Source organism: Streptomyces sp. HD, from assembly GCF_028369295.1.
GTDB lineage: Bacteria > Actinomycetota > Actinomycetes > Streptomycetales > Streptomycetaceae > Streptomyces.
Window position 1 is genome coordinate 94,319 of sequence record NZ_JAQMYP010000020.1, and the last position, 23,574, is coordinate 117,892.

A 23,574-nucleotide genomic window follows, 5' to 3' on the forward strand; every position below is an offset into this window, starting at 1 on the left:
ACCAGCAACAGCTAGGCGGCGTATGGCCGGTGCATGGGCGGCGCGCCCAGCCGTGCCAAAAACAGCCGTCCATGAAGATCGCGATTTTGGCTTTGCCGAAGACGATGTCGATAGTGCGGCGAGGCATGTCCGGGATGGGCACGTTCACTCGGTAGCGCAGGCCCGCGGCGTGCAGAAGCCTTCGCACCGCCAATTCGGGGGCGGTGTCGCGCGAGCCCTGCTTGCTCATCCGCGCGGCTACAGAGTGGGAGGACGGGACAGCATCTGGCACGGGAGCATTGTGCCAGTGGCAGGGCTGTATTGCGTCGGCCGTTGTGAATCAGGGACTTGAGTTGGCCTCGTGGTGTGCGCCCAGTCGCCGGCGATGGACCGAGCCAAGCGCGGTGGGGCTGAGTAGCCTCGATCGCGGTGAACTTCATCGGTACCGTCTGGGCCGCCCGCTTCTTGGCAGTGTCGTGCTTCCGCGAGCCGCCTCAAGGGCGCTCCACTCCGCTGCGCTGCGTTCCGCGTCGGCTGCGCCGATGCCCTTCGGGCCACCCTTGACCCGGCCCGCTCCAGCACGGGGGAGAAGCGAGCGGGCGGCCCGGAGAGGCGGGTGGCCAAGGTTGGTTGGCGGTGGGGTTGGTTGGGTGGTGGGACGGGATTGGGGACGCATTCGCGTCTCGGTGGCACGCCGGGTGGGTTAAGCGGCGTGCGGTGGGCGGATGGGCGGGTGGGTGCCGCGGTCGCGTGGGGGCCGGTCCAGGACGAGTACGGGTCAGGCCTGCGCTGAGGCCCCGTGGCACTCCCCATACGTCCGCCCCGACCCACACCAGCAAACCGCCCCCCGCTGTGGCGGCCAAGCCACTGCCCGCCCCCTCGCCGCCAGCGTCGTCGCATACTGGGGCAGCAGCGTTCCGTCCTCCGGCGATGCTCCCTCCGACGCCGCGAACGCCTCGTACGACGGCACCGTCCCCGTCACGATCCCCAGGTTCGGTGTCCCCGAAGCCGCCAGCTCCCGCAGCGAGGCCTCTATCGTCGCCAGGTGCTCCTCATGGGACGGGTACTCCACCGCCAGCGAGGGATACGCGGCCACCAACTCCGTCAACTCCCCCGCCGTCCAGTGCAGGACCGCCACGGGGAACGGCCGGGACAGGGCCTCGCGGTAGGCGCCGAGTTCTGCTCGGAGGCGGGAGATCTCCGCCTCCAGTTCCGCCGGGTTGTCCGAGCCCAGGGACCAGACGCGCTTGGGGTCGTGGAGTTCGTCCAGGGAGACCGGCATGGAGTGGAGGGTGTCGGCCAGGGCGTCCCATTCGTCGTGGGGGAGGCCCAGCATGCGTCGGACACGGTGGCGGCCGAAGAGGAGGGGATGGGTGGCGTACGGGGGTTCCGGTACGTCTGTCAGGAGGAGCCGAGCGCCCTCCGTGAAGGTCTCCTGCGCCTGCTCCAGCTCGTCGTGGGACTCCAGGGCCTCCGCGACGATCACCCACGGTGCCGGGTCCCGGGGGGAGGCCGCTCGGACGCCCTCGATGATCGCCCTCGCCTCCGCCTCGTGGCCGTACTCCCAGAGGTTGGACGCCTTGAGGGCTCGTACCAGGTACGGGGTCTCCAAGGTGACGGAGGACGACAGCAGGCGGTCGTAGAGCGCGGTCGCGGCGGGGCGGTCGCCGGAGAGTTCCAGGTGGGCCGCGGCCTGGATGAGCAGGGCCTCGGCGTCCTCGGGGTAGAGGCCGGCGGTTCGCTCCAGGCGTGCCGCTTCAGCGGTGTGGTCGACGTTTTCGGCAGGCGTGTCGGGGCGCATGGGGGACACCGTACTGCTCATGGCTGACGGAGGAGAGAACAGAGGGGGGAAGAGGGTGCAGATATTGCCTGGTCGAGGCGGCGGGGCCTGCGGTCGGCCAGCGGTCGCCCCGCGCTTCCGGGACTTCGCCGGGCACAGGGCGCCAGGGCTGGCGTCGGCAGGCCGCCCCGGCACCCCGTTCAGCGCCTCGTCCGGCGTTCCGCGAGCGCCCCTGGTTGCGTCACCGCCTCCGCCACGCCCCGGCGTCCGCCCCCCGGCGTCCGCCCCCCTCGGCGTCCGCCCCCCGGCGTCCGGCCACGCCCCGTCCCCGGCGCCCCGCCCCGCCCCTCCTCAGATAACCACCCCGTCGATCTGCAACGTCTGCACCGCCTTCGCCGCGAACGGCACCGCCACCGACTTCCCGCTCAGGAAGGTGTTGGAGTACGACCGGTACTGGTCCCCGCCCGTCGTCACCGTGTTCCAGCGTGGGACCAGGCCGCCGGAGCCGCCGGAGACCGTGGTGAAGCGGGAGAGGTCGAATGTGAGGGTCTGGGCGGAGGTGGAGGTGTTCACCGCGACGATCACCAGGCGGCGCGCCGACGCGTCGTAGGCCGCCGCCGCGTAGCTCACACCCGTGTCGAGGATGCGCATGCCCGGGCGGATGTGGCGGCTGAACTGCGCCATTACGTAGTACTTGGTCTGGACGGTGGTCGGCTGGAGGGTGTTCGCGTCGTAGGCGATCATCGCCCAGCCCATCGTCGGGTCCATGACCTGCCAGTAGCACCAGGCCGTCGGGTGCAGCCAGCGGAAGTCGTAGCAGAGGTTGGAGGCCAGGGTGAGGCCGCTGCCGTCGCTGTCGCCCGTCTCCGAGTTCCACAGCTTCTTGCCGGACGTCGTCACCACGTCCGTGTAGAGGAGGTCGCGGCGGCCGCCCGAGCCCTGGTAGCCGTGCACGTTGACCTGGCTGACCAGGGCCTTGGTGGACGAGTTGAACGACGACCACGTCGAGCGGGCCGTGTCGTAGTTCGTCTCGTCGGAGGCTGAGATGCGGATGTTCGACAAGCCTCGCTTGTCCAACTCGCTGCGCATGTACGGGAGTACGGCGGCCTGGACCGCCGGGTCCATGTGGCAGCCCTCCTGGGTGCCGGTGGCGGTCCACCAGTCGGAGGCGGGCTCGTTGAAGGGATCGACCGTCGCGAAGTTCACGCCCCAGTTGTTCTTGGCGTACAACGCCGTCGCCGCCAGGTGAGAGGCGTGCTGGCGGTAGTTCCAGGTCTGGAGGTTGTTGCCGCCGTCCGCGGCGCCGGACGGGTTGTGGTTCTTGCACATCCACCACATCGGGGAGTTGGCGAAGAGCTCGGTCGTCGCGCCTCGCTGCGTCGCCTTCACCAGCATCGCGCGCTGGTTGGCGTCCGCCGTCCACTTCCAGGCGGAGGAGGTGGGGTCCTCGTTGTTCCAGTCCTGCCAGAAGCCTTCGATCTGCTTGAAGCCGGGGATGTTGGCCGACTCGGCCATCGACTCGCCGTTCACGCTGTTCCAGCTGCACCCGCCGAGGTTGTAGCGGGCGATGTTGAGGCCCAGGCCGGGGAGCGTCGTGCCGTTGTAAGTGACCGAGCCGGTGGTGAAGTAGAGGTCGGCGAAGTCGTTCCGGTTGCCGAAGGCGTTGGCCCACCAGGCCAGGGACGTGCCCCAGCCCTCCCAGGTGCCGTACGACGTGCCGGGGTTGACGGCGATCGTCGCGTCCGCGTGTGCGGTGCCCGTCGCCAGGGCGCTGCCGACAAGTGCGCCGCCGGTAGCCGCCAGCAGAGTTCTGCGTCGGATCATGACTTCTCCGCTTCGCTCAACGGCCGGTCGTCGTCGAACCGGCGTCGTGGCCTGTCCCGTACATGCCGACAGGAAGCATCGGGTGTGGCGCGTGAGGTTGTCGAGGGTTCCGACAGCCCTTTCTCAAACCTGTGGAGGAAGTGGGAGGGGGTGGGCGGGAGCGTTCGATGGGCCGGACGTTCGGGGTTGCGATGCGGGGCGGGCGCGCATGGGTCTGGAGACCTCGGGCGTCGGCCCCTATCGTGCGGGCGGCCCCGGTGGAGGAGGCTCACGGATGGTGCGGGTTCGCGTCGTGCGGCACAGCGGGCTTCGGCGGCGTGCCCTGCGGCGGCGGGTGCTGTGGGGCGGCGGGGAGGTGCTCGTCACCGTCGGGGCGGTGCTTCTGCTGCTGGTCGTGCACCAGGTGTGGTGGACCAACCGGGAGGCCAGGGCCGGGGCCGACCGCGAGGTCCGGGCGCTGGAGCGGGTCTGGGACGGCGCAGACGGCGATTCCGGTACGGCCGCGCCGGGCGCGCTGTCGGCCACACCCGTGCCCTCGCCCGACAGCGCGCCCGGCGTGCCCGGCGCAGGCGGCTCGGCCGGGTCGTCCGCCGGCACCGGGCGCCGGTCCGCCGCCGAGTCGTCGCCGACCCCCGACTGGTCCCGGGCCTACGGCATCCTCACCATCCCCCGCCTCCACCTCCGCGTCCCCGTCGCCGAGGGCGTCAGCAAGAGCGGCGTCCTCAACAAGGGCTACGTCGGCCACTACCCCGGCACCCAACAGCCGGGCCAGGCAGGCAACTTCGCCCTCGCCGGGCACCGCAACACCCACGGCGAGCCTTTCCGGTACGTCAACCGGCTCGTCCGCGGGGACACGGTCCGGGTCGAGACGCGGAGCGCGACGTACACGTACGCCGTCGACCGGACCCTGCCGCAGACCGCCGCCCACGACGGAAGCGTCATCCGCCCGATCCCGCGCTCCACGGTCAGGCCGGGCCACGGCTACACCGAACCCGGCTACTACCTCACCCTCACCACCTGCACGCCGGAGTACACGTCGAAGTACCGGCTGGTGGTGTGGGGGAAACTCGTCTCCATGCGACCCCGCTAACATCGGCACGAGTACGTCAGAATGAGAACGCCTGGACGAGGCAACCTGAGCCAGAGGCAACGGGACAAGAAGCAGCAGGACGAGAAACAGCAGGGCGCGAACGGGAGGGGGTGCCGATGATGCGGAACCGGGCGAGTGTGCGTCCCGCCGCCGTGATGGTGCTGCTCTTCCTTGAGGTCCTGCTGCTCGACACCGGCAGCCTCTCCGCGACCGTCGCGCTCGCCGCGACCGCCGCCGCCAGTTCCGCGTTCGCGGCCTGCTCCCTGCTGGCCTCGCGTGCGGCGCCCGCGGTGGCGCCCACCCGGGTGCGTACGGCCATCCGCGACCGGGCCCGCCGTACGGCCTTCCTGCCCCAACGCGACCCCGACGCCTCGGGCCGACCACGGCCCAGGGCACCTGGTCACGCCCTCCCGGCGACCGCCGCGTAGGGGCACGCACGCACGTACCGAGACAGCTCAGCTCACTCCTGCTGTACCCGTCGTACCTGCCATATCCGTGACCCCGCGCGGGTCGTCATGCCGCCATGCCGTTTCCCGGCAGCTTTCTCCATTCCGGCACGACGAGACCCCCGGAGGGCTCACCCATGTCCGTTTTCGCCGACCTTGTTCAGCAGTTGGCCGACCTGCTCCAGCCGCTGTTCGGCGCCTCCGCGGCCGCCGCCGCGATCGTCCTGTTCACCGCCCTCGTACGACTGCTCGTGCATCCGCTGTCCCGGGCCGCCGCGCGCGGACAGAAGGCGCGGGCCGAGTTGCAGCCGAAGGTCGCCGAGCTGAGGAAGAAGCACGGCAAGAACCCCGAGAAGCTCCAGCGGGCCGTAATGGACCTGCACGCCGAGGAAAAGGTGTCGCCGCTGTCCGGATGTCTGCCCAGCCTGTTCCAGCTGCCCGCGTTCTTCCTGCTCTACCACCTGTTCTCGAACACGACGATCGGCGGGAAGGCCAACGAACTGCTCACCCACCAGCTGCTCGCCGCGCCCCTCGGGGACCGGTGGGCGGACGCGCTCGGTGACGGGGGCGTGTTCGGGGGCGCGGGGCTCGTGTACGTCGGGCTGTTCGTGGTCGTCGCCGGTGTCGCCGCGTTCAATTTCCGCCGTACGAAGCGGATGATGGCCGCGAATCCGGCGGTGCCGGCGGCCGGCGGGGAGCCGGTGCCGGGGATGGGGGCGATGAGCAAGGTCATGCCGTTCATGTCCTTCTTCACGCTCTTCACCGTGGCGGTGGTGCCGCTGGCGGCCGCGCTGTACGTGGTGACCAGCACGACGTGGAGCGCGGTGGAGCGGGCCGTGCTCTATCGCTGACCTTCCGGGCGGGCCGTCCCGCGGGCCTACGGTCCAGTACGTGAACCAGGTATTGCGGACTGGGCGTCGACCTTGGAGGATCGACCAGTCCTCCGATGGCTGCACACATCGGCGGGCGCCCCGCGATCGAGGGAGATTGTGATCATGAAGCTGCTGCGAGTCGGTACGGCGGGAGCGGAGACGCCCGCGCTGCTCGACGCCGAAGGGGTTCTGCGGGACCTCTCCGGTGTCGTGCCGGACATCGACGGAGCGCTGCTTGCCGATGATGCGGCGCTGGGGCGGATCCGCAGGGCCGCGGACGCCGGTGAGCTGCCCGCGCTGGACGCGGCCGGGCTGCGGGTCGGGCCGCCGCTGGGGCGGATCGGCAAGATCGTGTGCATCGGGCTGAACTACCACGACCACGCCCGCGAGACCGGCGCCGAGCCGCCCGCCGAGCCGGTCGTCTTCTTCAAGGCCGCGGACACCGTCGTGGGCCCGAACGACACGGTGCTCGTGCCACGGCGGTCGACGAAGACCGACTGGGAGGTCGAGCTCGCGGTCGTCATCGGGCGTACGGCCCGGTATGTGGAGTCCGCCGAGGAGGCGCTCGCGCATGTCGCCGGGTACGCGGTGGCGCACGACGTGTCCGAGCGGGAGTTCCAGATCGAGCGGGGCGGTACCTGGGACAAGGGCAAGAACTGCGAGACGTTCAATCCGCTGGGGCCGTGGCTGGTGACGGCGGACGACGTGCCGGATCCGCAGAAGCTGTCGCTGAAGCTGTGGGTCAACGGTGAGCTGAAGCAGGACGGGACGACGGCCGAGCAGATTTTTCCGGTGGGGGAGGTCGTGCGGTACGTCAGCCAGTTCATGACGCTGTATCCCGGTGACGTGATCAACACGGGTACGCCGGCGGGGGTTGCCATGGGGCGGCCCGAGCCGAAGCCGTATCTGCGGGCCGGGGATGTTGTGGAGTTGGAGATCGAGGGTCTCGGTCGTCAGCGGCAGGAATTGAAGGACGCCTGAGGGGTGGGGAGCTGCGGTGAATTGGCGGCCGCGGGTTGGTTGTGGCTTGTCGCGCAGTTCCCCGCGCCCCTAAAAGACAAAGGCCAAAGACAAAGGCAAAGGCCAAAGACAAAGACCAGGGCGTTGCCCTACTGATTCCCCAAGAACTCCTCCACCGCCTCCACCACCATCCGGTGGTCGTCCAGCTGTGGCAGTCCGCTCACCGTCACCGACCCGATGACCCCGACGCCCTCGACGTTGATCGGGAACGAGCCCCCGTGGGCCGCGTAGGTGGCGGGGTCCAGGCGGGAGGAGTCCTCGAAGGTCGTGCCCTTGGCGCGGAAGCGGGCGCCGACGATGTAGGAGGAGGTGCCGTAGCGCTCCACCACCCGGCGTTTGCGGGCGATCCAGGCGTCGTTGTCGGGGGTGGAGCCGGGCAGGGCCGCGTGGAAGAGCTGCTGGCCGGCGCGGTGGATGTCGATGGCGACCGGGGCCTGGCGCTCACGGGCCAGCTCGACCAGCAGGGAGCCCAGGGTCCAGGCGTCCTCGTGGGTGAACCGGCGGAAGACCAGACGGCGTTCCTGGGCCTCCAGCTCCTCCAGGGGCGGGGTGAGCTCGGGGTGGAACTTGGGGGTGATCTCCGGGTTGTGAGTCTTGTGCGTCATCACAGCTTCACCGCCACTCCATCGTGTGCCGAACGACGTGCCGCCTCCAGTACGTCGAGGGCGGCGGCCGCCTCCAGGGCCGTGACCGGGTTGGGGCCGTCGTTCAGCAGTGCCTCTGCCACGGCCGCATAGTAGGCGGGGTAGTCCCCGGGGAGGGTGGGTTCGACGCGGCCGCCGCCCGTCAGGGGGGACTCCCCGGAGCCCACTCGGCCCCACAGCGACTCGGGTTCCACACCCCAGGCCGTGCCCGTGCCGGGCCGCGCGCCCTCCCGCAGCGCCGCCTCCTGCGGGTCCAGGCCGTACTTGACGTAGCCCGCCTTCGAGCCCAACACCCGGAAACGGGGGCCGAGCTGGGCGGTCGTCGCGGAGGCGTACAGATGGGAGCGGACGCCGTTCGTGTGCGTGAGGGCGATGAACGTGTCGTCGTCCGTCTCGGCGCCGGAGCGGCGGACGACGGCCTCGGCGTACACCTGGGTGACCGGGCCGAAGAGGACCAGTGCCTGGTCGACCACATGGCTGCCGAGGTCGTACAGCAGACCTCCGATCTCTGTCGGGTCGCCGGACTCCCGCCAGCCGCCCTTGAGTTGCGGCCGCCAGCGCTCGAAACGGGACTCGAAGCGCCATACGTCCCCCAGCTCACCCTTGGCCAGGAGCCCCCGGAGGGTCAGGAAGTCGTTGTCCCAGCGGCGGTTCTGGAAGACGGAGAGGAGCAGGCCGCGCGCCTCGGCCAGCGCCGCCAGCTCGCGCGCCTCGGCCGACGTGCCGGCGACCGGCTTGTCGACGACCACCGGGAGACCGGCCTTCAGGGCGGCGGTCGCGAGCGGGACGTGCGTCTTGTTGGGGGACGCGATGACGACCAGGTCGAGGTCGGCGGCGCGGGCGAGCAGCTCGTCGGGCGTGGCGACGACGCGTACGCCCGGGTGCTCGGCGCGGGCCTGCTCCTGCCGCTCGGGGTTCGACGTGACCACCGTGTCCAGGGCGAGCCCCTCGGTGGTGGCGATCAGCGGGGCGTGGAAGACGGAGCCGGCCAGGCCGTAGCCGACCAGGCCGACGCGGAGGGGAGTAGCACTCATGGCCCCCACTTTCGCAACGCTGTTGCCAAAGTGCAAGCGCCGGGGACAATGGGGGGCGTGAACAGGACGGAAGGCGATGCCGGCGGCGCCGCGCGGCGGAGCCGCACCTCGATGCGGCTCGGTGCCCTGCGCAGCCACAACGCCGCGCTCGTGCTCGATCTGCTGCGCACGGCCGGTCCCGAGGGCATCAGCCGGCTCGAACTCGCCGAGCGCACCGGCCTCACCCCGCAGGCGGTCAGCAAGATCACCGCACGGCTGCGTGAGGACGGGCTCGCGGCGGAGGCGGGGCACCGGGCGTCGACGGGCGGCAAGCCGCGTACGGTGCTGCGGCTCGTGCCGGAGGCGGGGCATGCGGTGGGCGTGCACCTGGACCGGGACGAGCTGACAGCCGTGCTCTGCGATCTGACGGGCGCCGTGGTCGCGCAGCGCCGGACGCCGTCGGATCTGGGGGCCGGTGCGGAGACGGTCGTCGAGCGGGCCGTGCGTGAGGTGGGGGAGCTGGTGGCGGTGGCCGGGGGCGGCCGGCCGGATGCGCTGCTCGGTGTCGGGGTGGCGCTGCCCGGGCCGCTCGACCACCGGCGCGGTGTGCTGCACCGGGTCACCGGGTTCCCGGAGTGGAACGGCTTCCCGCTGCGGGACGTACTCGCACGGCGGCTCTCGCTGCCGGTCGTGGTGGACAAGGACACCAATGCCGCGGCGCTCGGGCTCGCGGTTGGGGGAGCGGGCGCGTCCGGTATGTCGGGCGGGGGCGCGGGCGCGTCTGCCGGGGGAGCGGGTGTGTCCGGCGCGTCTGCCGGGGGAGCGGGCGCGTCCGGTGCGTCGGTTGGGGGAGCGGGCGCGTCCGGTACGTCCGTCGAGGGAGGAGGCGCGTCCGGTACGTCCTTCGCGTATCTGCACTTCGGGGCGGGGCTCGGCGGCGGGCTCGTGATCGGGGGAGCGGTGCACCGGGGTGTCCGTACCGGAGCGGGAGAGTTCGGGCATCAGGTCGTCCAGCTGGACGGGCCGCCCTGCGGGTGCGGCAACCGCGGCTGCGTCGAAGCGCTGTGTCTGGCAGCGGTGGCGCGGGGCGACATGGCGGAGGCGGCCCGGGTGCTCGGCGTCGCGACCGGCAACCTGGTCGCGCTGCTCGACGTCGACCTTGTACTGCTGGGCGGCCGTACGGTCGCCGCGGCGCCGGACATCTTCGTACGCGGGGTCGCCGCCGTCCTCGACGAGCGTGCCCGGCGGGCGGGCGAGGACGCGGTGCCGGTACGGGTCGCCTCCAGCGGGGGGAGCGGGGTCGCCGAGGGGGCGGCACAGTTGTTGCTGGCGCCGTTGTTCGGGCGGGCGGAGGGGTGAGGGCGGGGTACGTGGGCTGGGCGGCGTGAGCCGGCCGACGTAAGCGTGCGCTGATCGAGCGGACTTGCCCGGCCGTACGGAATGGCACCCCCCGGAAGCCGTAGTCGACCGGCATGGTCATGTGTTCATGCGACTGCACACACCAGCCTCCCTCTGCCTCGCAGCAGCCGCCCTCCTCGCCGCAGCGCTCCCCGTGTACGCGGAACCCCTCGTGCGCGCGGAACCCCCGGCCGAGCTGCCCAGCTGTGCCACCGACGGCCGGGCCTTCCCCCTCACCACGCGCCTCCGAGGCGGCCCCGACTCCTACGCGGCCGGCGGCGGATTCGGCACCTGGTACCTGGACCTCACCAACAGGACCGGGCGGACCTGCACCGGCATTCACCCCGTCGTCGTCCTGGTCGACGGCAAACGTGCCCTCAAGCCGTCCCAGCCCCGCCTGGAGTTCTACGCCACCCCGGCGGGCGCCCCGGACAACGCCGAGCGCGGCGCCGATCCCCGCCCCGTGCGCTTCGAGACCACCGACCAGGACGAACTCGTCGGTGCCTTCGACGGCTTCCCCGGCTTCACCGTCGGCCCCCGCGAAACCGTCTCCGTGAAGGTCCGGCTCGCGGTCACCTCGGATGCCGTACCGAACGACGTCACCGTCAACGCGGCCGTCGTCCAGCGCCATGAAGGCGACGGGGACTGGGTCGGCCAGTCCAACGACTACCGCTTCACCATCGACGCCGCCCCGGGCGACCGGACCGGTACGGCCGACCCCAGCGCTTCCGCCGCCCCCGACTCCTCCGTGCCCCCCGGCGCCGACCCCGACTCCACCCGCGACCACCTCACCCTCGCCGACGAACTCGCCCGCACCGGCCTCACCTCACCCCCCGCCGTCACCCTCGCCGCGACCACCACCGCCATCCTCCTGGCAGGCGCCGTACTGCTCGTCGCCCGAAGACGCCGTTGAGGGTGCAGTCGAGCGGGCTCCCCGAGCGGGCTCCCCGAGCGGGCTCCCCGAGCGGGCTCCCCGAGCGGGCTCCCCGAGCGGGCCCCCGAGCGAGCCCGCTGGGAGGACCTGCTGGGAGGACCCGCCGAGAGGGCCCGCCGAGAGGCCATGCTGGGAGGCCCGCCGAGGGTGCCGCCCCCGCACGCCTCCCCGTCTGCGACGATCCCTGCGTGGACTACCCGAACGACCAGGCCCCCGGCGCCCCCGTGCGCCACGGCATCCCCGAGCACGGCCGCATCCCGAAGTACTACGCGGTGAAAGCCCGGCTCGACGGCCTCATCGACGGACTCGGCGAGGGCGATCCGCTGCCCACCGAACGCGACCTCGCCGAGCAGTACGAGGTGGCCCGCGAGACCGTCCGGCAGGCGATCCGCGAGCTGGTGCTTGAGGGCAAGCTGCGGCGGCAGGGGCGCGGCACGGTCGTCGCCGGGCCCAAGCTCGAACAGCCCCTGTCGCTGGCCAGTTACACCGAAGGCGTACGGCGTCAGGGGCGCACCCCCGGCCGTACCCTCGTCACCCTCGACCGCTTCCCCTGCCCCGCCTCCCTCGCCGCCGAGACCGGCCTCGAACGCGGCGAGTCCGTCTGGCACATGGAGCGCGTCCTGCTCGCCGACGACGAGCGGGTCGGCCTGGAGAGCACCTACGTCGCCGTGGCCCGGGTGCCGCGGCTGGACGCCGACTTCGACCCCGACTCCTCCTTCTACGGCTTTCTCCACCAGCAGGGCATCGCCTTCGGGGACGCCGACGAACGCATCGAGACCGTGCTGGCCACCCCGCGCGAGGCCCTGCTCATCGGCACCCCGCCGGCCCTTCCGATGCTGCTGATCCACCGGGTGTCGAGGGACTCGGAAGGGCGGCCGCTGGAGCGGGTGCGGTCGCTGTACCGCGGCGACCGGTTCTCGTTCACCACGCACCTGCGCGGCTGAAAAGCCCGGCTGTCTCCCGGTTGAAAAGACCGGAGGAAAGTCCAGAAATGCCCCTACTTCACCCTCATTCAAATATCACGAACAGATAACTGGTCTGGCCCAAACGTGATGGCCAGTTCACGCTCTCGTTGTCAGCCGGACCCTTCCGGTTACCCGATCCCGAGGAGCGTTGCCGTCGTGAGAGTGATAGTCGTCGGAGCCGGCGTGGTGGGCACCATGCACGCCTGGCAAGCGGTGGAACGCGGCCATGAGGTCGTACAGATCGAGCGCGAGGCGGAGGCTCGCGGCGCCTCGCTGCGCAACTTCGGGCAGATCTGGGTGAGCGGACGCGCGGGCGGCGAGGAGCTGGAGACCGCGCTGCGGGCCCGGGAGCTGTGGGAGGAGATCGGGACCCGCGTGCCGGGCCTCGGCTTCCGGCCCAACGGCTCCCTGACCCCCGTCCGCGGTGACCTCGAACTCGCCGTCGCCGAGGCCGCCGTGGCCCGCGAGGACGCCGCCGCCCGCGGCCACAAGCTGCTGACCCCCGACGAGGCACGGGCCCTGAACCCCGCCCTGCGCGGCGAGTTCACCGCCGCCCTGTACTGCGAGCGCGACGCCGCAGTCGAGCCGCGTACCGCACAGCTGGCCCTGCGCGACGAGCTGCTGAAGTCCCCGAACTACACCTTCAGGCCGGGCCGGGAGGTCCGTGAGGTCATCGGCGGGAGTGCCGTCCGCGACGACCACGGCGATGTGCACGGCGGAGACGTCGTCGTCCTGTGCACCGGCGCCTGGCTCGGCGGCCTGGTCCGTGAGCTGGCCGGACCCGACCTCCCCGTCCGCCGCGTCCGCCTCCAGATGATGCAGACCGCCCCGCTCGGCGAACCGCTCACCACCTCGGTCGCCGACGCCGACAGCTTCCGCTACTACCCGGCCTACGCCTCCGCCGCGCTCGACGCGCTGGACGCCGGTCAGCCGCAGGCCGAGACCGCCGCGGCCCACCGTATGCAGCTGCTCATGGTGCAGCGCGCCGACGGCGGGCTGACCATCGGCGACACCCACGAGTACGAGCACCCCTTCGCCTTCGACACCGTCGAGGACCCCTACGACCACCTCACCGGGGTCGTCGAGGCCCTCCTCGGCCGCCCGCTGCCGAAGATCCGACGCCGCTGGGCCGGGGTGTACGCGCAGTGCACCGACCCGCGGCGGGTGGTGCACCGGCAGCAGGTGCGCGACGGGGTGTGGCTGGTCACCGGGCCCGGTGGGCGCGGAATGACCTGCTCGCCCGCGATGGCCGAGACGACCGCGAACCAACTGGGCTGGTGACAGACATGACGAACCATCAGGAGATACGGCTGGTCGTCCTCGACATGGCCGGTACGACCGTCGCCGACGGCGGCCTCGTCGAGCGGGCCTTCGCGGCCGCCGCCTCAGAACTGGGCGTCGGGCCCGGCACCCCCGACCACGCCGACAAGCTGGCCTACGTACGCGCCACCATGGGCGAGTCCAAGATCTCCGTCTTCCGGCATCTGTTCGGCGACGAGGAGCGCGCCCGGCGTGCCAACGCCGCCTTCGAGAAGGCGTACGGCGAACTCGTCGACGGCGGCCTCGTCGCACCGGTCCCCGGCGCCCGCGAGGCCATCGAACAACTCCGGGCGAGCGGCCGTACCGTCGTCCTGACCACCGGCTTCGCCCGCATCACCCAGGACGCGATCCTCGACGCGCTCGGCTGGCAGGACCTGGTGCCGCTCACCCTGTGCCCCGCCGACGCCGGGGGCCGGGGGCGGCCGTACCCGGACATGGTCCTCACCGCGTTCCTGCGGACGCGGGCCGTCGACGCCGTCGGGCAGGTGGCCGTCGTGGGCGACACCTCCTACGACATGCTCAGCGGCGTCCGCGCGGGCGCGGGCCTCGTCGCCGGTGTCCTGACCGGCGCGCACGACGCGGAGGCGCTGCGGGTGGCCGGGGCCACCCATGTGCTGGGCTCGGTCGCCGAGTTGCCGGGGCTGCTCGCCGGGGAGGGGGCGTGAGCGGAGGCATCCGCTTCGACTCCGTCACCGTCGCCTACGACGGCAACGTCGTCCTGGACACCCTGGACCTCACCGTCGAGCCCGGCGAGGTGATGGCGCTGCTCGGGCCGTCCGGATCCGGCAAGACCACCGCGCTGCAGGCGGTCGCCGGGTTCGTGCGGCCCGCTTCCGGGCGGGTGTTCCTCGGCGGGCGGGACGTCACCGACCTGCCGCCCCACCGGCGGGGCATCGGGATGGTCGTCCAGCAGTACGCCCTGTTCCCGCACATGCGGGTCGAGGAGAACGTCGCCTTCGGACTGAAGGCGCAGAAGGCCCCCAAGGCCGAGATCCGCACCCGGGTCGCCGAGGCCCTGGAGATGACCGGCATGGCCGGCTACGCCCGCCGCTACCCGCGCGAGCTGTCCGGCGGTCAGCAGCTGGGGGTCCCCCCAGGCCCTTAAGGCACTGGGGGAGCGTCGCCATCGCCCGCGCGCTCGCTATCCGCCCCGGCGTCCTCCTCCTGGACGAGCCCCTGTCGGCTCTCGATGCCCGTCTGCGCTCCGGCATGCTCGCCGAACTGGCGCGCCTGCACCGCGAGTTGCCCGACGTGACGATCCTCTACGTCACCCACGACCAGGTCGAGGCCCTCACCCTCGCCGACCGGATCGCGGTGATGGACAGCGCGCGGTTGCAGGCCTGCGGGACGCCGAGGGAGCTGTACCGGTCCCCGGCCAACGAGTTCACGGCGTCCTTCGTCGGCAACGCCAACCTGCTGCCGGTGACGGTCGGTTCGGACGGCGTCGCCTTCGGAGGCGGCGAGCTGACGGTGGACACGGAGGGTGTGGCGCCGGGTGCGAAGGCGACGCTGTGCGTACGGCCCCACCTCGTCGGGCTCGGCGACGGCCCCAACCGGCTCTCCGGGACCGTGAGCGAGATCCAGTGGCGCGGCGCCACGCACCGGCTGTACGTCGAGGTCGACGGCCACCGGGTCATCGCCGATCTGCGGGAGCTCAAGGATCCGCCGGCCCATGGCGACGAGGTGACTCTGCACTTCGCACCGGAGGATGCGGTGCTGCTGGCCGCAGGGGTGGGCCATGACTGAGCGCTCCGCGGGAAGTGCCGCGATCGGCCGTCGATTCTCCGCCGGCCGGTCGTGGCTGGTCGCGCAGTTCCCCGCGCCCCTGAGGGCCGCCGCCGCCGGACCGGATCCGACTTCGCCACGACGCTCCAGAACGCTGCTGTGGGCCTGCCCACCCGTCGCCCTCCTCGCACTGGTCTTCCTCTACCCCCTCGCCCTCGTAGTCCAGCAGTCCCTCCAGCCCGACTCCGGCGGCACCTCCCTCCAGCCCTACGCCGACGTCTTCGCCTCCGCCGCCTTCCGCGAGGCGTTGTGGACCACCGTGTGGATCGCCGTCGCCTCCACCGTCGGCTGTCTGGTCCTCGGCTTCCTGCTCGCGCTGGTCATCGCCTTCGTGCCGTTCCCGGGCGGCAGGATCGTCGCCCGGTTCGTGGACGTCTTCCTCACCTTCCCGTCCTTCCTGATCACCCTTGCTCTGCTGTTCATCTACGGCACGACCGGCATCATCGGTTCCTTCCAGTTCCTCACCACCCCCTGGGGCGTCCTCCTCGCCGAGGTCACCTACTTCACACCCTTCGTCGTACGGCCCCTGCTCGCGGCCTTCTCCCAGCTGGACACCGCCCAGCTGGAGGCGGCCAGTTCGCTCGGCGCCCGCCCCCTGCGCATCGTCCGCCGCGTGATCCTGCCCGAGGCGCTGCCCGCCCTCGCCGCGGGCGGCAGCCTCGTGCTGGTGCTGTGTCTCAACGAGTTCGGGATCGTCCTGTTCACCGGCGCCAAAGGAGTCACGACCCTGCCGATGCTCGTCTACAGCAAGGCGATCCTGGAGTCCGACTACCCGGGCGCCTGCGTGGTCGCCGTCGTCAACGTCCTGATCTCCGTGAGCCTCTACGGCCTCTACCGGGTGGTGAGCCGACGTGCTGGTGCATAGCCGCGGGGCCAGGTGGGCCGTATGGGCCCTGTTCCTCGTCCTGTTCCTGCCCCTGTTCGCCCTGCCGCTGCTGGTCGTCCTCGGCGCCTCCTTCGCCACCAACTGGTCGAGCGCGCTGCCCTCCGGGTTCACCACCGGGCACTACAGCGCCGCCACCCGCGGCGAGGCCTTCCAGGCCCTCACCACCAGCCTCCTCACGGCCGGCGCCGCGAGCCTGCTCGCGCTGGTCGTCGGCACCTGGGCCGCGCTCGCGGCGGCCGCCCTGAAGAAGCGGCACCGCAGGTTCATGGACGCGCTCTTCGTCCTTCCGGTCGCTGTCCCCTCGGTGGTCGTCGGCCTTGCGATCCTGGTCGCGTTCTCCAAGCCGCCGTTCCTGCTCAACGGCACCCCGGAGATCGTGATCCTCGCCCTCACCCTCCTCGCCGCCCCGGCGCTGTCCGCGTGCGGCACCGGCTCCGCGTCCTCCGACGAGAAGGTCGTCACCGTCTACAGCGCCGACGGCCTCAAGGGCGAGAACGGCGACGGCTGGTACGACCGTGTCTTCAAGGACTTCGAGAAGCAGACCGGCATCAAGGTCGAATACGTCGAGGGCGGCTCCGGCGAGATGGTGCAGCGCGCCGTCCGCGAGAAGGGCAACCCGCAGGCCGACGTACTCGTCACGCTCCCGCCGTTCATCCAGCAGGCCGACGGCAAGGGCCTGTTGCAGAAGTACGCCCCCAAGGGCTCCGACCAGGTCAGCGGCGCCGACAAGGGAGCCGACGCGACCTGGACCTCCGTCGTCAACAACTACTTCGGGTTCGTCTACGACAAGAAGGAGCTCAAGCAGGCGCCCACGACCTGGGAGGAGCTGCTGGACGGCTCGTACAAGAACAAGCTCCAGTACTCCACGCCGGGCGTCGCCGGTGACGGAACCGCCGTGCTCATCAAGGCGATGCACGACTTCGGCGGCGAGAAGCCCGCCATGGACTACCTCGGCAGGCTCCAGGCCAACAACGTCGGCCCGTCCGCCTCCACCGGCAAGCTCGCCCCCAAGGTCGACAAGGGCGAACTCCTCGTCGCCAACGGTGACGTACAGATGAACTTCGCCCAGGCCAAGACCATGCCCAACCTCGGCATCTGGTTCCCGGCGAAGGAGGGCGGCAGGCCCACCACCTTCGCCCTGCCCTACGCCGCCGGCCTCGTCACCGACGCCCCGCACACCGAGAACGGCCGGAAGCTGCTCGACTTCATGCTGAGCCAGGGCGCCCAGCAGCAGGTCAGTGAGATCGGCGGCGGCTTCAGCGCCCGACAGGACGTCAAGGCCACCGACGCCAACGCGGTCGCGCTCGCGGGGCTCATGGACGGCGTCGAGGTCTTCGAGCCCGACTGGGACGACATCGACAAGAACCTGACGTCGTATGTCGACGCCTGGAAGTCGGCCACCGGCAGCTGACCGGCCCCCTCAAGGCCACCCACCAGGGCCATATCACCAATACCACCAAGGTCCCACCCGCAACGCCCCTGGCACCACCACCGGGGGCGTCGCCATGCCCGCAACCGACCGCGCTCTGCACAGCCCCCTCGGAGGATCACGTGACGTCACACCTGTCCCGCCGCACCGTCCTCACCGCCACCGCGGCGACCACCGCCACCCTGGCCCTCGGCACCGCCGCCGCCTCCCAGGCGCACGCCGTCCCCACGCTCCCCGACGGCACCAGCAAGGACAAGGTGCTCGTCATCGGCATGGACGGCCTGCGCCACGACCGCATCGACGCGGCGAACGCCCCGCATCTGAAGGCCATGATGAGCGAGGGCACCTACGGCACCTCGCTGCTGTACGCGAGCCCGATGGCCGCCACCTCCTCCGGCCCCGGCTGGTCCACCATCTCGACCGGCGTGTGGCCCGACAAGCACGGGGTGAAGGACAACACCTTCGCCGGCAAGAACTACGGCACCTACCCCGGCTTCCTCGCCCGCCTCGCCCAGGTCCGCCCCGCGCTGTCCACCTACGCGGCCGTCGACTGGAAGCCCCTGGACGCCCAGGGCACCGTCACCCCCGGCGCCGACGCCAAACTGGTCCTCGACGGCGACGCCGACGGCTACACCGCGCACGACGCCACCATCGCCGGCGAGGCCGAGGCGATCATCCGCGACCAGAACCCGGACGTGATGTTCGTCTACTTCGGCCAGTCCGACATCGTCGGCCACAACCTGGGCGCGGGCAGCCAGGCCTACCTCGACCAGATCGCCGTACAGGACGCCTACGTCGGCCGGCTGCGCGCCGCCATCGAGGCGCGGTCCGGCTACGCCACCGAGCGGTGGACCGTCATCGTCGCCACCGACCACGGCCACAAGGACGCGGGCGGTCACGGCGGGTCCACCATCGAGGAGCGGCGCACCTTCGTCCTCGCCACCGGGCCCGGCATCGCGGCCAGCGCCCGCCCGACCGACACGCGGCTCGTGGACGTCGTACCCACCGTCCTGGGGCAGCTCGGCATCACCGTCGACCCCGCCTGGGGCCTGGACGGCAAGCCGATCCAGGAGCGGTCCACCGACCCCTTCGAGGCGCTGCGGCCCTCCCTGACCGGGCGGGTCGACGAGACCGGCATCCCGGCCGGCGTGCTCGGCTTCACGCACACGGCGCCCGGCGGCTGGTCCGTCATCAACAACGCCATGGGCACCGGCGGCATGACCGAGTGGCGTGGCTGGGCCTTCGCCACCGACGAGTTCTGGTCCCGCACCCAGCGCGACCAGTGGCGCGAACTCAACGTCCGCGCGCGCGGCGTCTTCGCGGTCGCCGACTCCGACGAATGGGCGGACAAGAACTTCTCCGGAACGTACGACTCCACCCTGGTGACCCCCGCCTACGACGTCACCGGCAAGACCGAGGTGCGGCTGGACTTCACCACCCTCTACCGGCAGGAGGGCTCCCAGACGGCCCAGATCCTCGTCTCCTTCAACGGCAACGCCCCCACCGTCGTCAAGAGCTACACCTCCGACGTCGTCTCCCAGCCCCAGTCGGTGACCGTCGCCGTCCCCGCCGGAGCCTCCAGCGTTAACTTCCGGTTCCGCTACACCGGGTCCAACAACTGGTACTGGGTGATCGACGGGGTCAGGATCAGCCAGTCCTGATTACCCTGGGGGCGTCGGTACGGCGTGGTTCCGGCGCCCCCAGCTCGCTCATCCCGCACGCAGGCCAGGAGAGTCACAGCACCATGGCAGACCGCAAGCGCATCGATTCCTGGCTCACCGACATGGACGGTGTGCTCATCCACGAGGGCGTACCGATCCCCGGCGCCGACGCCTTCATCAAGAAGCTGCGCGACTCCGGCAAGCCCTTCCTCGTCCTCACCAACAACTCGATCTACACCCCGCGCGACCTGCACGCCCGGCTCAACCGCATGGGCCTGGAGGTGCCGATCGAGAACATCTGGACCTCCGCGCTGGCCACCGCCCAGTTCCTGGACGACCAGCGGCCGGGCGGTTCGGCGTACGTCATCGGCGAGGCGGGACTGACCACCGCGCTGCACGACATCGGGTACATCCTCACCGACCACGACCCGGACTACGTCGTCCTCGGCGAGACCCGCACCTACTCCTTCGAGGCCATGACCAAGGCGGTCCGCCTCATCAACGCCGGCGCCCGTTTCATCTGCACCAACCCCGACGAGACGGGTCCGTCGACCGAGGGCCCGCTGCCCGCGACCGGCGCCGTCGCCGCGCTGATCACCAAGGCCACCGGCAAGCAGCCGTACTTCGCGGGCAAGCCCAACCCGCTGATGATGCGCACCGGCCTGAACGCCATCGGCGCCCACTCCGAGACCAGCGCCATGATCGGCGACCGCATGGACACCGACGTACTGGCCGGCATGGAGGCCGGGATGCAGACGTTCCTGGTGCTCACCGGGTTGACCCGGCCCGAGCAGGTGGAGAACTTCCCGTACCGGCCGTCCAAGATCGTCGAGTCCATCGCGGACCTCGTCGACCGGATCTGACCGCGCCCGACAGCAGCTTCCCCGCGTGGCCGTACGCCGCGACACGACCCGTACGGAGCAGCGCGGGCCCGTTGAGGATGCGGGGCCCGTGCCGCGGGGGGAACCTCCAGATATCTGGAGGTTCACGATGGGATCACTGCGGGTCACTCTCTGTGCGATCGCCGCCCTGGGGGCGGTCGCCGTCAGCCCGGCGGCACACGCCGCGGACGGGGGTGTCTCGATCGGACCGTCGTCCCCGCCCCCCGGCGGCGACATCACCCTGCGGGTGAGCGGATGCCCGCAGCGGGCCGCCACGGCCGCCTCCACGGCGTTCGTCGCCGACGCCCGCCTCACCATCGGTCCCGACGGCACCCTCGTCGGCGAGAGCCGCATCCGGTCCACGGCCGGGCCGGGCACCTACGACGTGAAGGTCGCCTGCGGGGAGACCTCCCGCACGGGTGCCCTCACCGTCGTACGGAAGGGCGCGAAGCAGTCCGTACGGCACGGGCCGCACCCGTCGGCCCCCGCCTCCCCGGTGGCCCCGGTCGAGGCCGGCGGCGGTGGCGCGGCGGAGCTCGCCGCCGTGGACGCCCGCGAGGCCGGGCCCGGTACGGCGCACACCGTGACCGGGCTGGTCCTCGCGGGCGTCGCCGCCACCGCCGTCGCGCTCAGGAGCGCACGCCGCGGCCGCCAGCGGCGCTGACGATGGCCGGGCAGGAACGCTCCCGGCACGGCGGCCGCTTCCTCATGGGTGCGGCCTGGGCCGTGCTGCTGCTCGCGCTGTGGCTGTGGGGGCGGGAGATCACCGAGGTACGGCAGGCCGTGTCCGCACCCGTGTCGGGGGACGTCGCCGCCGTCGGCCGGCCGCAGCAGGTTCAGCTGCCGCCCGCCGCCCGGCCGTTGGGGGACGCGCTGCCGCAGCGCCTGGACATCCCCGGGCTCGACGTACGCGCACCGGTCGTCGCCCGCGGACTCGATTCGCAGGGGGCGATCGATCCGCCGCCCTACGACCGGCCCGGCGCCGTGGGCTGGTACGCGGCCGGGGCGAAGCCGGGGGCCGCCGGGGCCGCACTGCTCGTGGGCCATGCCGACACCGCGACCCGGCCCGCCGTCTTCCACCGCATCGCCGCGCTCAAGCCGGGCGCCACGATCCGGGTCCTGCGCGACGACGGCAGGGTCGCCGAGTTCACCGTGGACAACGTCCGGGTCCTCGCCCGCGACAGGTTCGACGCCCACCAGGCCTACGGAGCCCGCCACTCGGGCCGCGCCGAACTCCGCCTGATCACCTGCGGCGGCACCTTCGACCCGACGGCCCACGCCTACACCGCGAACGTGATCGTGTCGGCGTATCTGACGGGCACGGGCCTCTGACTCCCGGGAAGGGCCACCACCTGGCCCGGCCGACGGCCCGCTCCCCCCGAAGCCGCCGACCGGGCTGGTCCTCGACCGCGCGCGCACGGGCTGCGGGAGTAACCCGGCGTCCGGCGCGGGAGGCTTGAGGTGACCAGTGGAGATCGGTCCGACCGGGGGCTGGGGTCGTCGGCGAAGACTCTAGAACGGAAGCGGGCTGTGGCCTAGAGGCGTGTTCCAGGCCCCTGCGCACGTTTCAGCCCTGTGCCCGCCGTGCCTCCCAGCGCAGCTCGGCGTCGTCCGCGACGCGGTCGATGACCGCCTGCGCGACCCGGTCCAGCGGCAGCCGACGGCGCCGCGCGTACTGGCGCAGGGCCAGGAAGGCGTGGTCGGCGACGGTGTTCCAGCGCTCGGCGAGCATGCCCTTGGCCTGCTCGATGCGCACCCTGCTGGACAGCGCCTGCTGCAACTGACCGGAGAGGGTGCGACATCGGACGTACGTCGTGTGGTTCTGCAGTCCGAGGGCCGCGCAGTCGGCGATGAGCTGGGCCAGCTGCACGTCGATGCCGGCGTCGGGCGAGTCATCGACGGGTAGCGTGGTGAGAAAGACGTTGAGCGCGCCGAGCAGCCGCTCGTGGCGGCGCACGGGCACCGCGAAGGTGGTCCCTATGTCATGCGCCAGCGCCCGCTCGGTGAACGCCGGCCAGCGCCCCGCCGCCCGGGCCGCCCTGATCGACACCGGCTCCACCGGCAGGCCGGAGCTGTAGCTGTCCAGGCAGGGCCCGCCCCCGTGCTGCGCCTCCAGCAGATCCAGCGCCAGCTCCCGCTGGGCGCCGCTCGCCGCCAGCGACACCGCGTCGGCCTTGTCGATCAGCATGAACCCGGCGGCCCGCGCGGTCAGTAACTCCACACAGTGGTCGGCAACCCGAGGCAAGTAGTGCGCCGCCTCGAACCCGTCGGTCAGGGTGTCCGCCGACTCCACCAACGCTTCCGCCAGCCGGATCTCCCGGGTGACCTGGTGCATGACGCACGCTCCCCTTCCCCTTGTCTCCCCTGATTTCCCCCCGTCGGCCGCACCCGAAGGCACACGCCTACCCTGCTCATCGGAGCCGTAACGATGCCTGTAACAGCTCTCCGACAAGGATCGGCGACCTCGTACGCCCCGCGACACGTATGTCAGGATTGAGTCTTGGAACAGTGCACCCGAGGGGGAGCTGGATGTACCTGAAGAGGGGGGCCTGGAGGGGCGCTCGTACGCGGACGTCCGCGGTGCTGCTGGGGGCGGCACTGCTGATCGCGGGCTGTTCCTCCGGGGACGGAGACGAGCCGGACGACAAGGCCGACGCCGGGATCACCCAACAGCCCAAGGACAAAGACCCGTTCTGGGTGAACCCGGACGGGAACGCGGCACAGCAGGTGGCCGCCTTCGAGAAGGACGGCAAGAAGGAGGACGCCGAGGAGATCCGCAAGATCGCGCAGCAGCCGACGGGTGAGTGGATCGGCCCGGAGAACCCGGAGCAAGAGGCCCGCGGCTTCACCGAGGCCGCCGACAAGGCCGGCCGCACCGCGCTGCTGGTCCTCTACAACATCCCGCACCGCGACTGCGGCCAGTACTCCCAGGGCGGCGCCGCCGACGGCAACGCCTACCGGACCTGGATCGACGGCGTCGCCAAGGGCATCGGGGACCGCTCCACCACGGTGATCCTGGAGCCGGACGCCCTGCTGCACCTGGTCGACGGCTGCACCCCGGACGAGTTCCACGAGGAGCGTTACGACCTCCTCAAGGGCGCCATCGGCAAGCTGAAGTCCCTGAAGAACACCAAGGTCTACGTGGACGCGGGCAACGCCGGCTGGGGCCACCCGGACCAGATCTTCGAGCCCCTGAAGTGGGCGGGCATCGACCAGGCCGACGGCTTCTCGGTCAACGTCTCCAACTTCTACACGACCAAGGACTCGATCGCGTACGGCAAGCAGCTCTCCGCCAAGGTGGGCAACAAACCCTTCGTGATCGACACCAGCCGCAACGGCAACGGCCCCTACACCGAGGGCAAACCGGACGAGCGCTGGTGCAACCCGCCCGGCCGCGCGCTGGGCGAGGCGCCGACGACGAAGACGCCGGACCAGCTGGTGGACGCGTTCGTCTGGGTCAAGCGCCCCGGCGAGTCGGACGGCGAGTGCAAGGGCGGACCGAAGGCCGGCGAGTGGTGGGCGGAGTACGCCTTGAAACTGGCGAAGGCGACAACCCCCTAGGGGCGCGGGACCCGTGACATATGCGGCTCCGCCGCGTGTGCGCGAACAACCACAACACAACGCTCCCGCACCCGAAGAACGAGGTG

General features: G+C 71.5%; 21 protein-coding genes and 3 pseudogenes. 18 read left to right on the forward strand and 6 right to left on the reverse strand.

The window, feature by feature from the left end; all coding sequences use genetic code 11:
- Window positions 1–49: 49 nt before the first annotated feature.
- The 3 genes and pseudogenes from POF73_RS20665 to POF73_RS20675 form a co-directional block, all read right to left on the reverse strand.
- Window positions 50–229 (reverse strand): annotated as a pseudogene (locus POF73_RS20665) (very short patch repair endonuclease); the annotation flags it as partial.
- Between the two features lie 528 nt (window positions 230–757).
- Entirely contained in the window at window positions 758–1,780 is a 1,023-nt protein-coding gene (locus POF73_RS20670; RefSeq protein WP_272117497.1) for an SEC-C domain-containing protein, read from the reverse strand.
- A 330-nt stretch (window positions 1,781–2,110) separates the two neighbouring features.
- Entirely contained in the window at window positions 2,111–3,583 is a 1,473-nt protein-coding gene (locus POF73_RS20675; RefSeq protein WP_272117498.1) for a beta-1,6-galactanase, read from the reverse strand.
- 274 nt (window positions 3,584–3,857) lie between these two features.
- Here POF73_RS20675 and POF73_RS20680 point away from each other — a divergent pair, with 274 nt between their 5' ends.
- The 4 genes from POF73_RS20680 to POF73_RS20695 all read left to right on the forward strand — a co-directional run bounded on the left by POF73_RS20680 (window position 3,858) and on the right by POF73_RS20695 (window position 6,972).
- Window positions 3,858–4,673: a class E sortase gene (locus POF73_RS20680; protein WP_272117499.1), complete on the forward strand. Its 816-nt coding sequence runs from the start codon at window positions 3,858–3,860 to the stop codon at window positions 4,671–4,673.
- A 116-nt stretch (window positions 4,674–4,789) separates the two neighbouring features.
- Complete coding sequence (locus POF73_RS20685) at window positions 4,790–5,101, forward strand: DUF6412 domain-containing protein (RefSeq protein WP_272117501.1); 312 nt, start codon at window positions 4,790–4,792, stop codon at window positions 5,099–5,101.
- A gap of 155 nt (window positions 5,102–5,256) precedes the next feature.
- A complete protein-coding gene (locus POF73_RS20690) occupies window positions 5,257–5,970 on the forward strand; it encodes a YidC/Oxa1 family membrane protein insertase (RefSeq protein WP_272117504.1) in 714 nt (237 codons plus the stop codon).
- 144 nt (window positions 5,971–6,114) lie between these two features.
- Window positions 6,115–6,972 (forward strand): fumarylacetoacetate hydrolase family protein, encoded by an 858-nt coding sequence (locus POF73_RS20695; RefSeq protein ID WP_272117506.1) that lies wholly within the window; start codon window positions 6,115–6,117, stop codon window positions 6,970–6,972.
- Window positions 6,973–7,100: 128 nt separating this feature from the next.
- On the opposite strand, the gene POF73_RS20700 is transcribed toward POF73_RS20695, so the two are convergent.
- Both POF73_RS20700 and POF73_RS20705 read right to left on the reverse strand, forming a co-directional pair.
- Entirely contained in the window at window positions 7,101–7,616 is a 516-nt protein-coding gene (locus POF73_RS20700) for a heme-degrading domain-containing protein (RefSeq protein ID WP_272117508.1), read from the reverse strand.
- Entirely contained in the window at window positions 7,616–8,689 is a 1,074-nt protein-coding gene (locus POF73_RS20705; RefSeq protein WP_272117510.1) for a Gfo/Idh/MocA family oxidoreductase, read from the reverse strand. The genes POF73_RS20700 and POF73_RS20705 overlap by 1 nt, the downstream gene beginning before the upstream one ends.
- A gap of 48 nt (window positions 8,690–8,737) precedes the next feature.
- Here POF73_RS20705 and POF73_RS20710 point away from each other — a divergent pair, with 48 nt between their 5' ends.
- The 13 genes and pseudogenes from POF73_RS20710 (at window position 8,738) to POF73_RS20765 (ending at window position 21,259) form a co-directional block, all read left to right on the forward strand.
- Window positions 8,738–10,027, forward strand: coding sequence for an ROK family transcriptional regulator (locus POF73_RS20710; RefSeq protein ID WP_443049571.1), 1,290 nt, complete (start codon window positions 8,738–8,740; stop codon window positions 10,025–10,027).
- 121 nt (window positions 10,028–10,148) lie between these two features.
- Window positions 10,149–10,979 (forward strand): hypothetical protein, encoded by an 831-nt coding sequence (locus POF73_RS20715; RefSeq protein ID WP_272117513.1) that lies wholly within the window; start codon window positions 10,149–10,151, stop codon window positions 10,977–10,979.
- 209 nt (window positions 10,980–11,188) lie between these two features.
- A complete protein-coding gene (locus POF73_RS20720) occupies window positions 11,189–11,944 on the forward strand; it encodes a GntR family transcriptional regulator (protein ID WP_272117515.1) in 756 nt (251 codons plus the stop codon).
- Window positions 11,945–12,121: 177 nt separating this feature from the next.
- The gene (locus POF73_RS20725) at window positions 12,122–13,246 is read left to right on the forward strand and encodes a TIGR03364 family FAD-dependent oxidoreductase (protein ID WP_272117517.1); all 1,125 of its coding nucleotides are present in this window, start codon (window positions 12,122–12,124) and stop codon (window positions 13,244–13,246) included.
- Between the two features lie 5 nt (window positions 13,247–13,251).
- On the forward strand, window positions 13,252–13,950 hold the full coding sequence (locus tag POF73_RS20730; protein ID WP_272117519.1) for a phosphonatase-like hydrolase: 699 nt from the start codon (window positions 13,252–13,254) through the stop codon (window positions 13,948–13,950).
- Window positions 13,947–15,031, forward strand: a pseudogene (locus POF73_RS20735) (ABC transporter ATP-binding protein). The gene POF73_RS20730 and the pseudogene POF73_RS20735 overlap by 4 nt, the downstream one beginning before the upstream one ends.
- A complete protein-coding gene (locus POF73_RS20740) occupies window positions 15,024–15,935 on the forward strand; it encodes a 2-aminoethylphosphonate ABC transporter permease subunit (protein WP_272117522.1) in 912 nt (303 codons plus the stop codon). Before POF73_RS20735 ends, POF73_RS20740 begins: the two are co-directional and overlap by 8 nt.
- Window positions 15,922–16,356 (forward strand): annotated as a pseudogene (locus POF73_RS46275) (ABC transporter permease); the annotation flags it as partial. The gene POF73_RS20740 and the pseudogene POF73_RS46275, both read left to right, overlap by 14 nt.
- Entirely contained in the window at window positions 16,330–17,367 is a 1,038-nt protein-coding gene (locus tag POF73_RS20745) for a 2-aminoethylphosphonate ABC transporter substrate-binding protein (protein WP_443049575.1), read from the forward strand. The pseudogene POF73_RS46275 and the gene POF73_RS20745, both read left to right, overlap by 27 nt.
- A 140-nt stretch (window positions 17,368–17,507) precedes the next feature.
- A complete protein-coding gene (locus POF73_RS20750) occupies window positions 17,508–19,046 on the forward strand; it encodes an alkaline phosphatase family protein (protein ID WP_272117526.1) in 1,539 nt (512 codons plus the stop codon).
- An 83-nt stretch (window positions 19,047–19,129) separates the two neighbouring features.
- Window positions 19,130–19,909 carry an HAD-IIA family hydrolase gene (locus tag POF73_RS20755; protein ID WP_272117528.1) on the forward strand — a complete coding sequence of 260 codons (780 nt, stop codon included), beginning with the start codon at window positions 19,130–19,132 and terminating at the stop codon, window positions 19,907–19,909.
- Between the two features lie 127 nt (window positions 19,910–20,036).
- The gene (locus POF73_RS20760; RefSeq protein WP_272117530.1) at window positions 20,037–20,591 is read left to right on the forward strand and encodes a hypothetical protein; all 555 of its coding nucleotides are present in this window, start codon (window positions 20,037–20,039) and stop codon (window positions 20,589–20,591) included.
- A gap of 2 nt (window positions 20,592–20,593) precedes the next feature.
- On the forward strand, window positions 20,594–21,259 hold the full coding sequence (locus POF73_RS20765; protein ID WP_272117532.1) for a class F sortase: 666 nt from the start codon (window positions 20,594–20,596) through the stop codon (window positions 21,257–21,259).
- Window positions 21,260–21,494: 235 nt separating this feature from the next.
- Here the strand turns inward: POF73_RS20765 and POF73_RS20770 are convergent, their stop codons facing one another.
- On the reverse strand, window positions 21,495–22,262 hold the full coding sequence (locus POF73_RS20770) for a GAF and ANTAR domain-containing protein (RefSeq protein ID WP_272117534.1): 768 nt from the start codon (window positions 22,260–22,262) through the stop codon (window positions 21,495–21,497).
- A 194-nt stretch (window positions 22,263–22,456) separates the two neighbouring features.
- Here POF73_RS20770 and POF73_RS20775 point away from each other — a divergent pair, with 194 nt between their 5' ends.
- Window positions 22,457–23,488 (forward strand): glycoside hydrolase family 6 protein, encoded by a 1,032-nt coding sequence (locus POF73_RS20775; RefSeq protein WP_272117537.1) that lies wholly within the window; start codon window positions 22,457–22,459, stop codon window positions 23,486–23,488.
- Window positions 23,489–23,574 lie beyond the last annotated feature (86 nt).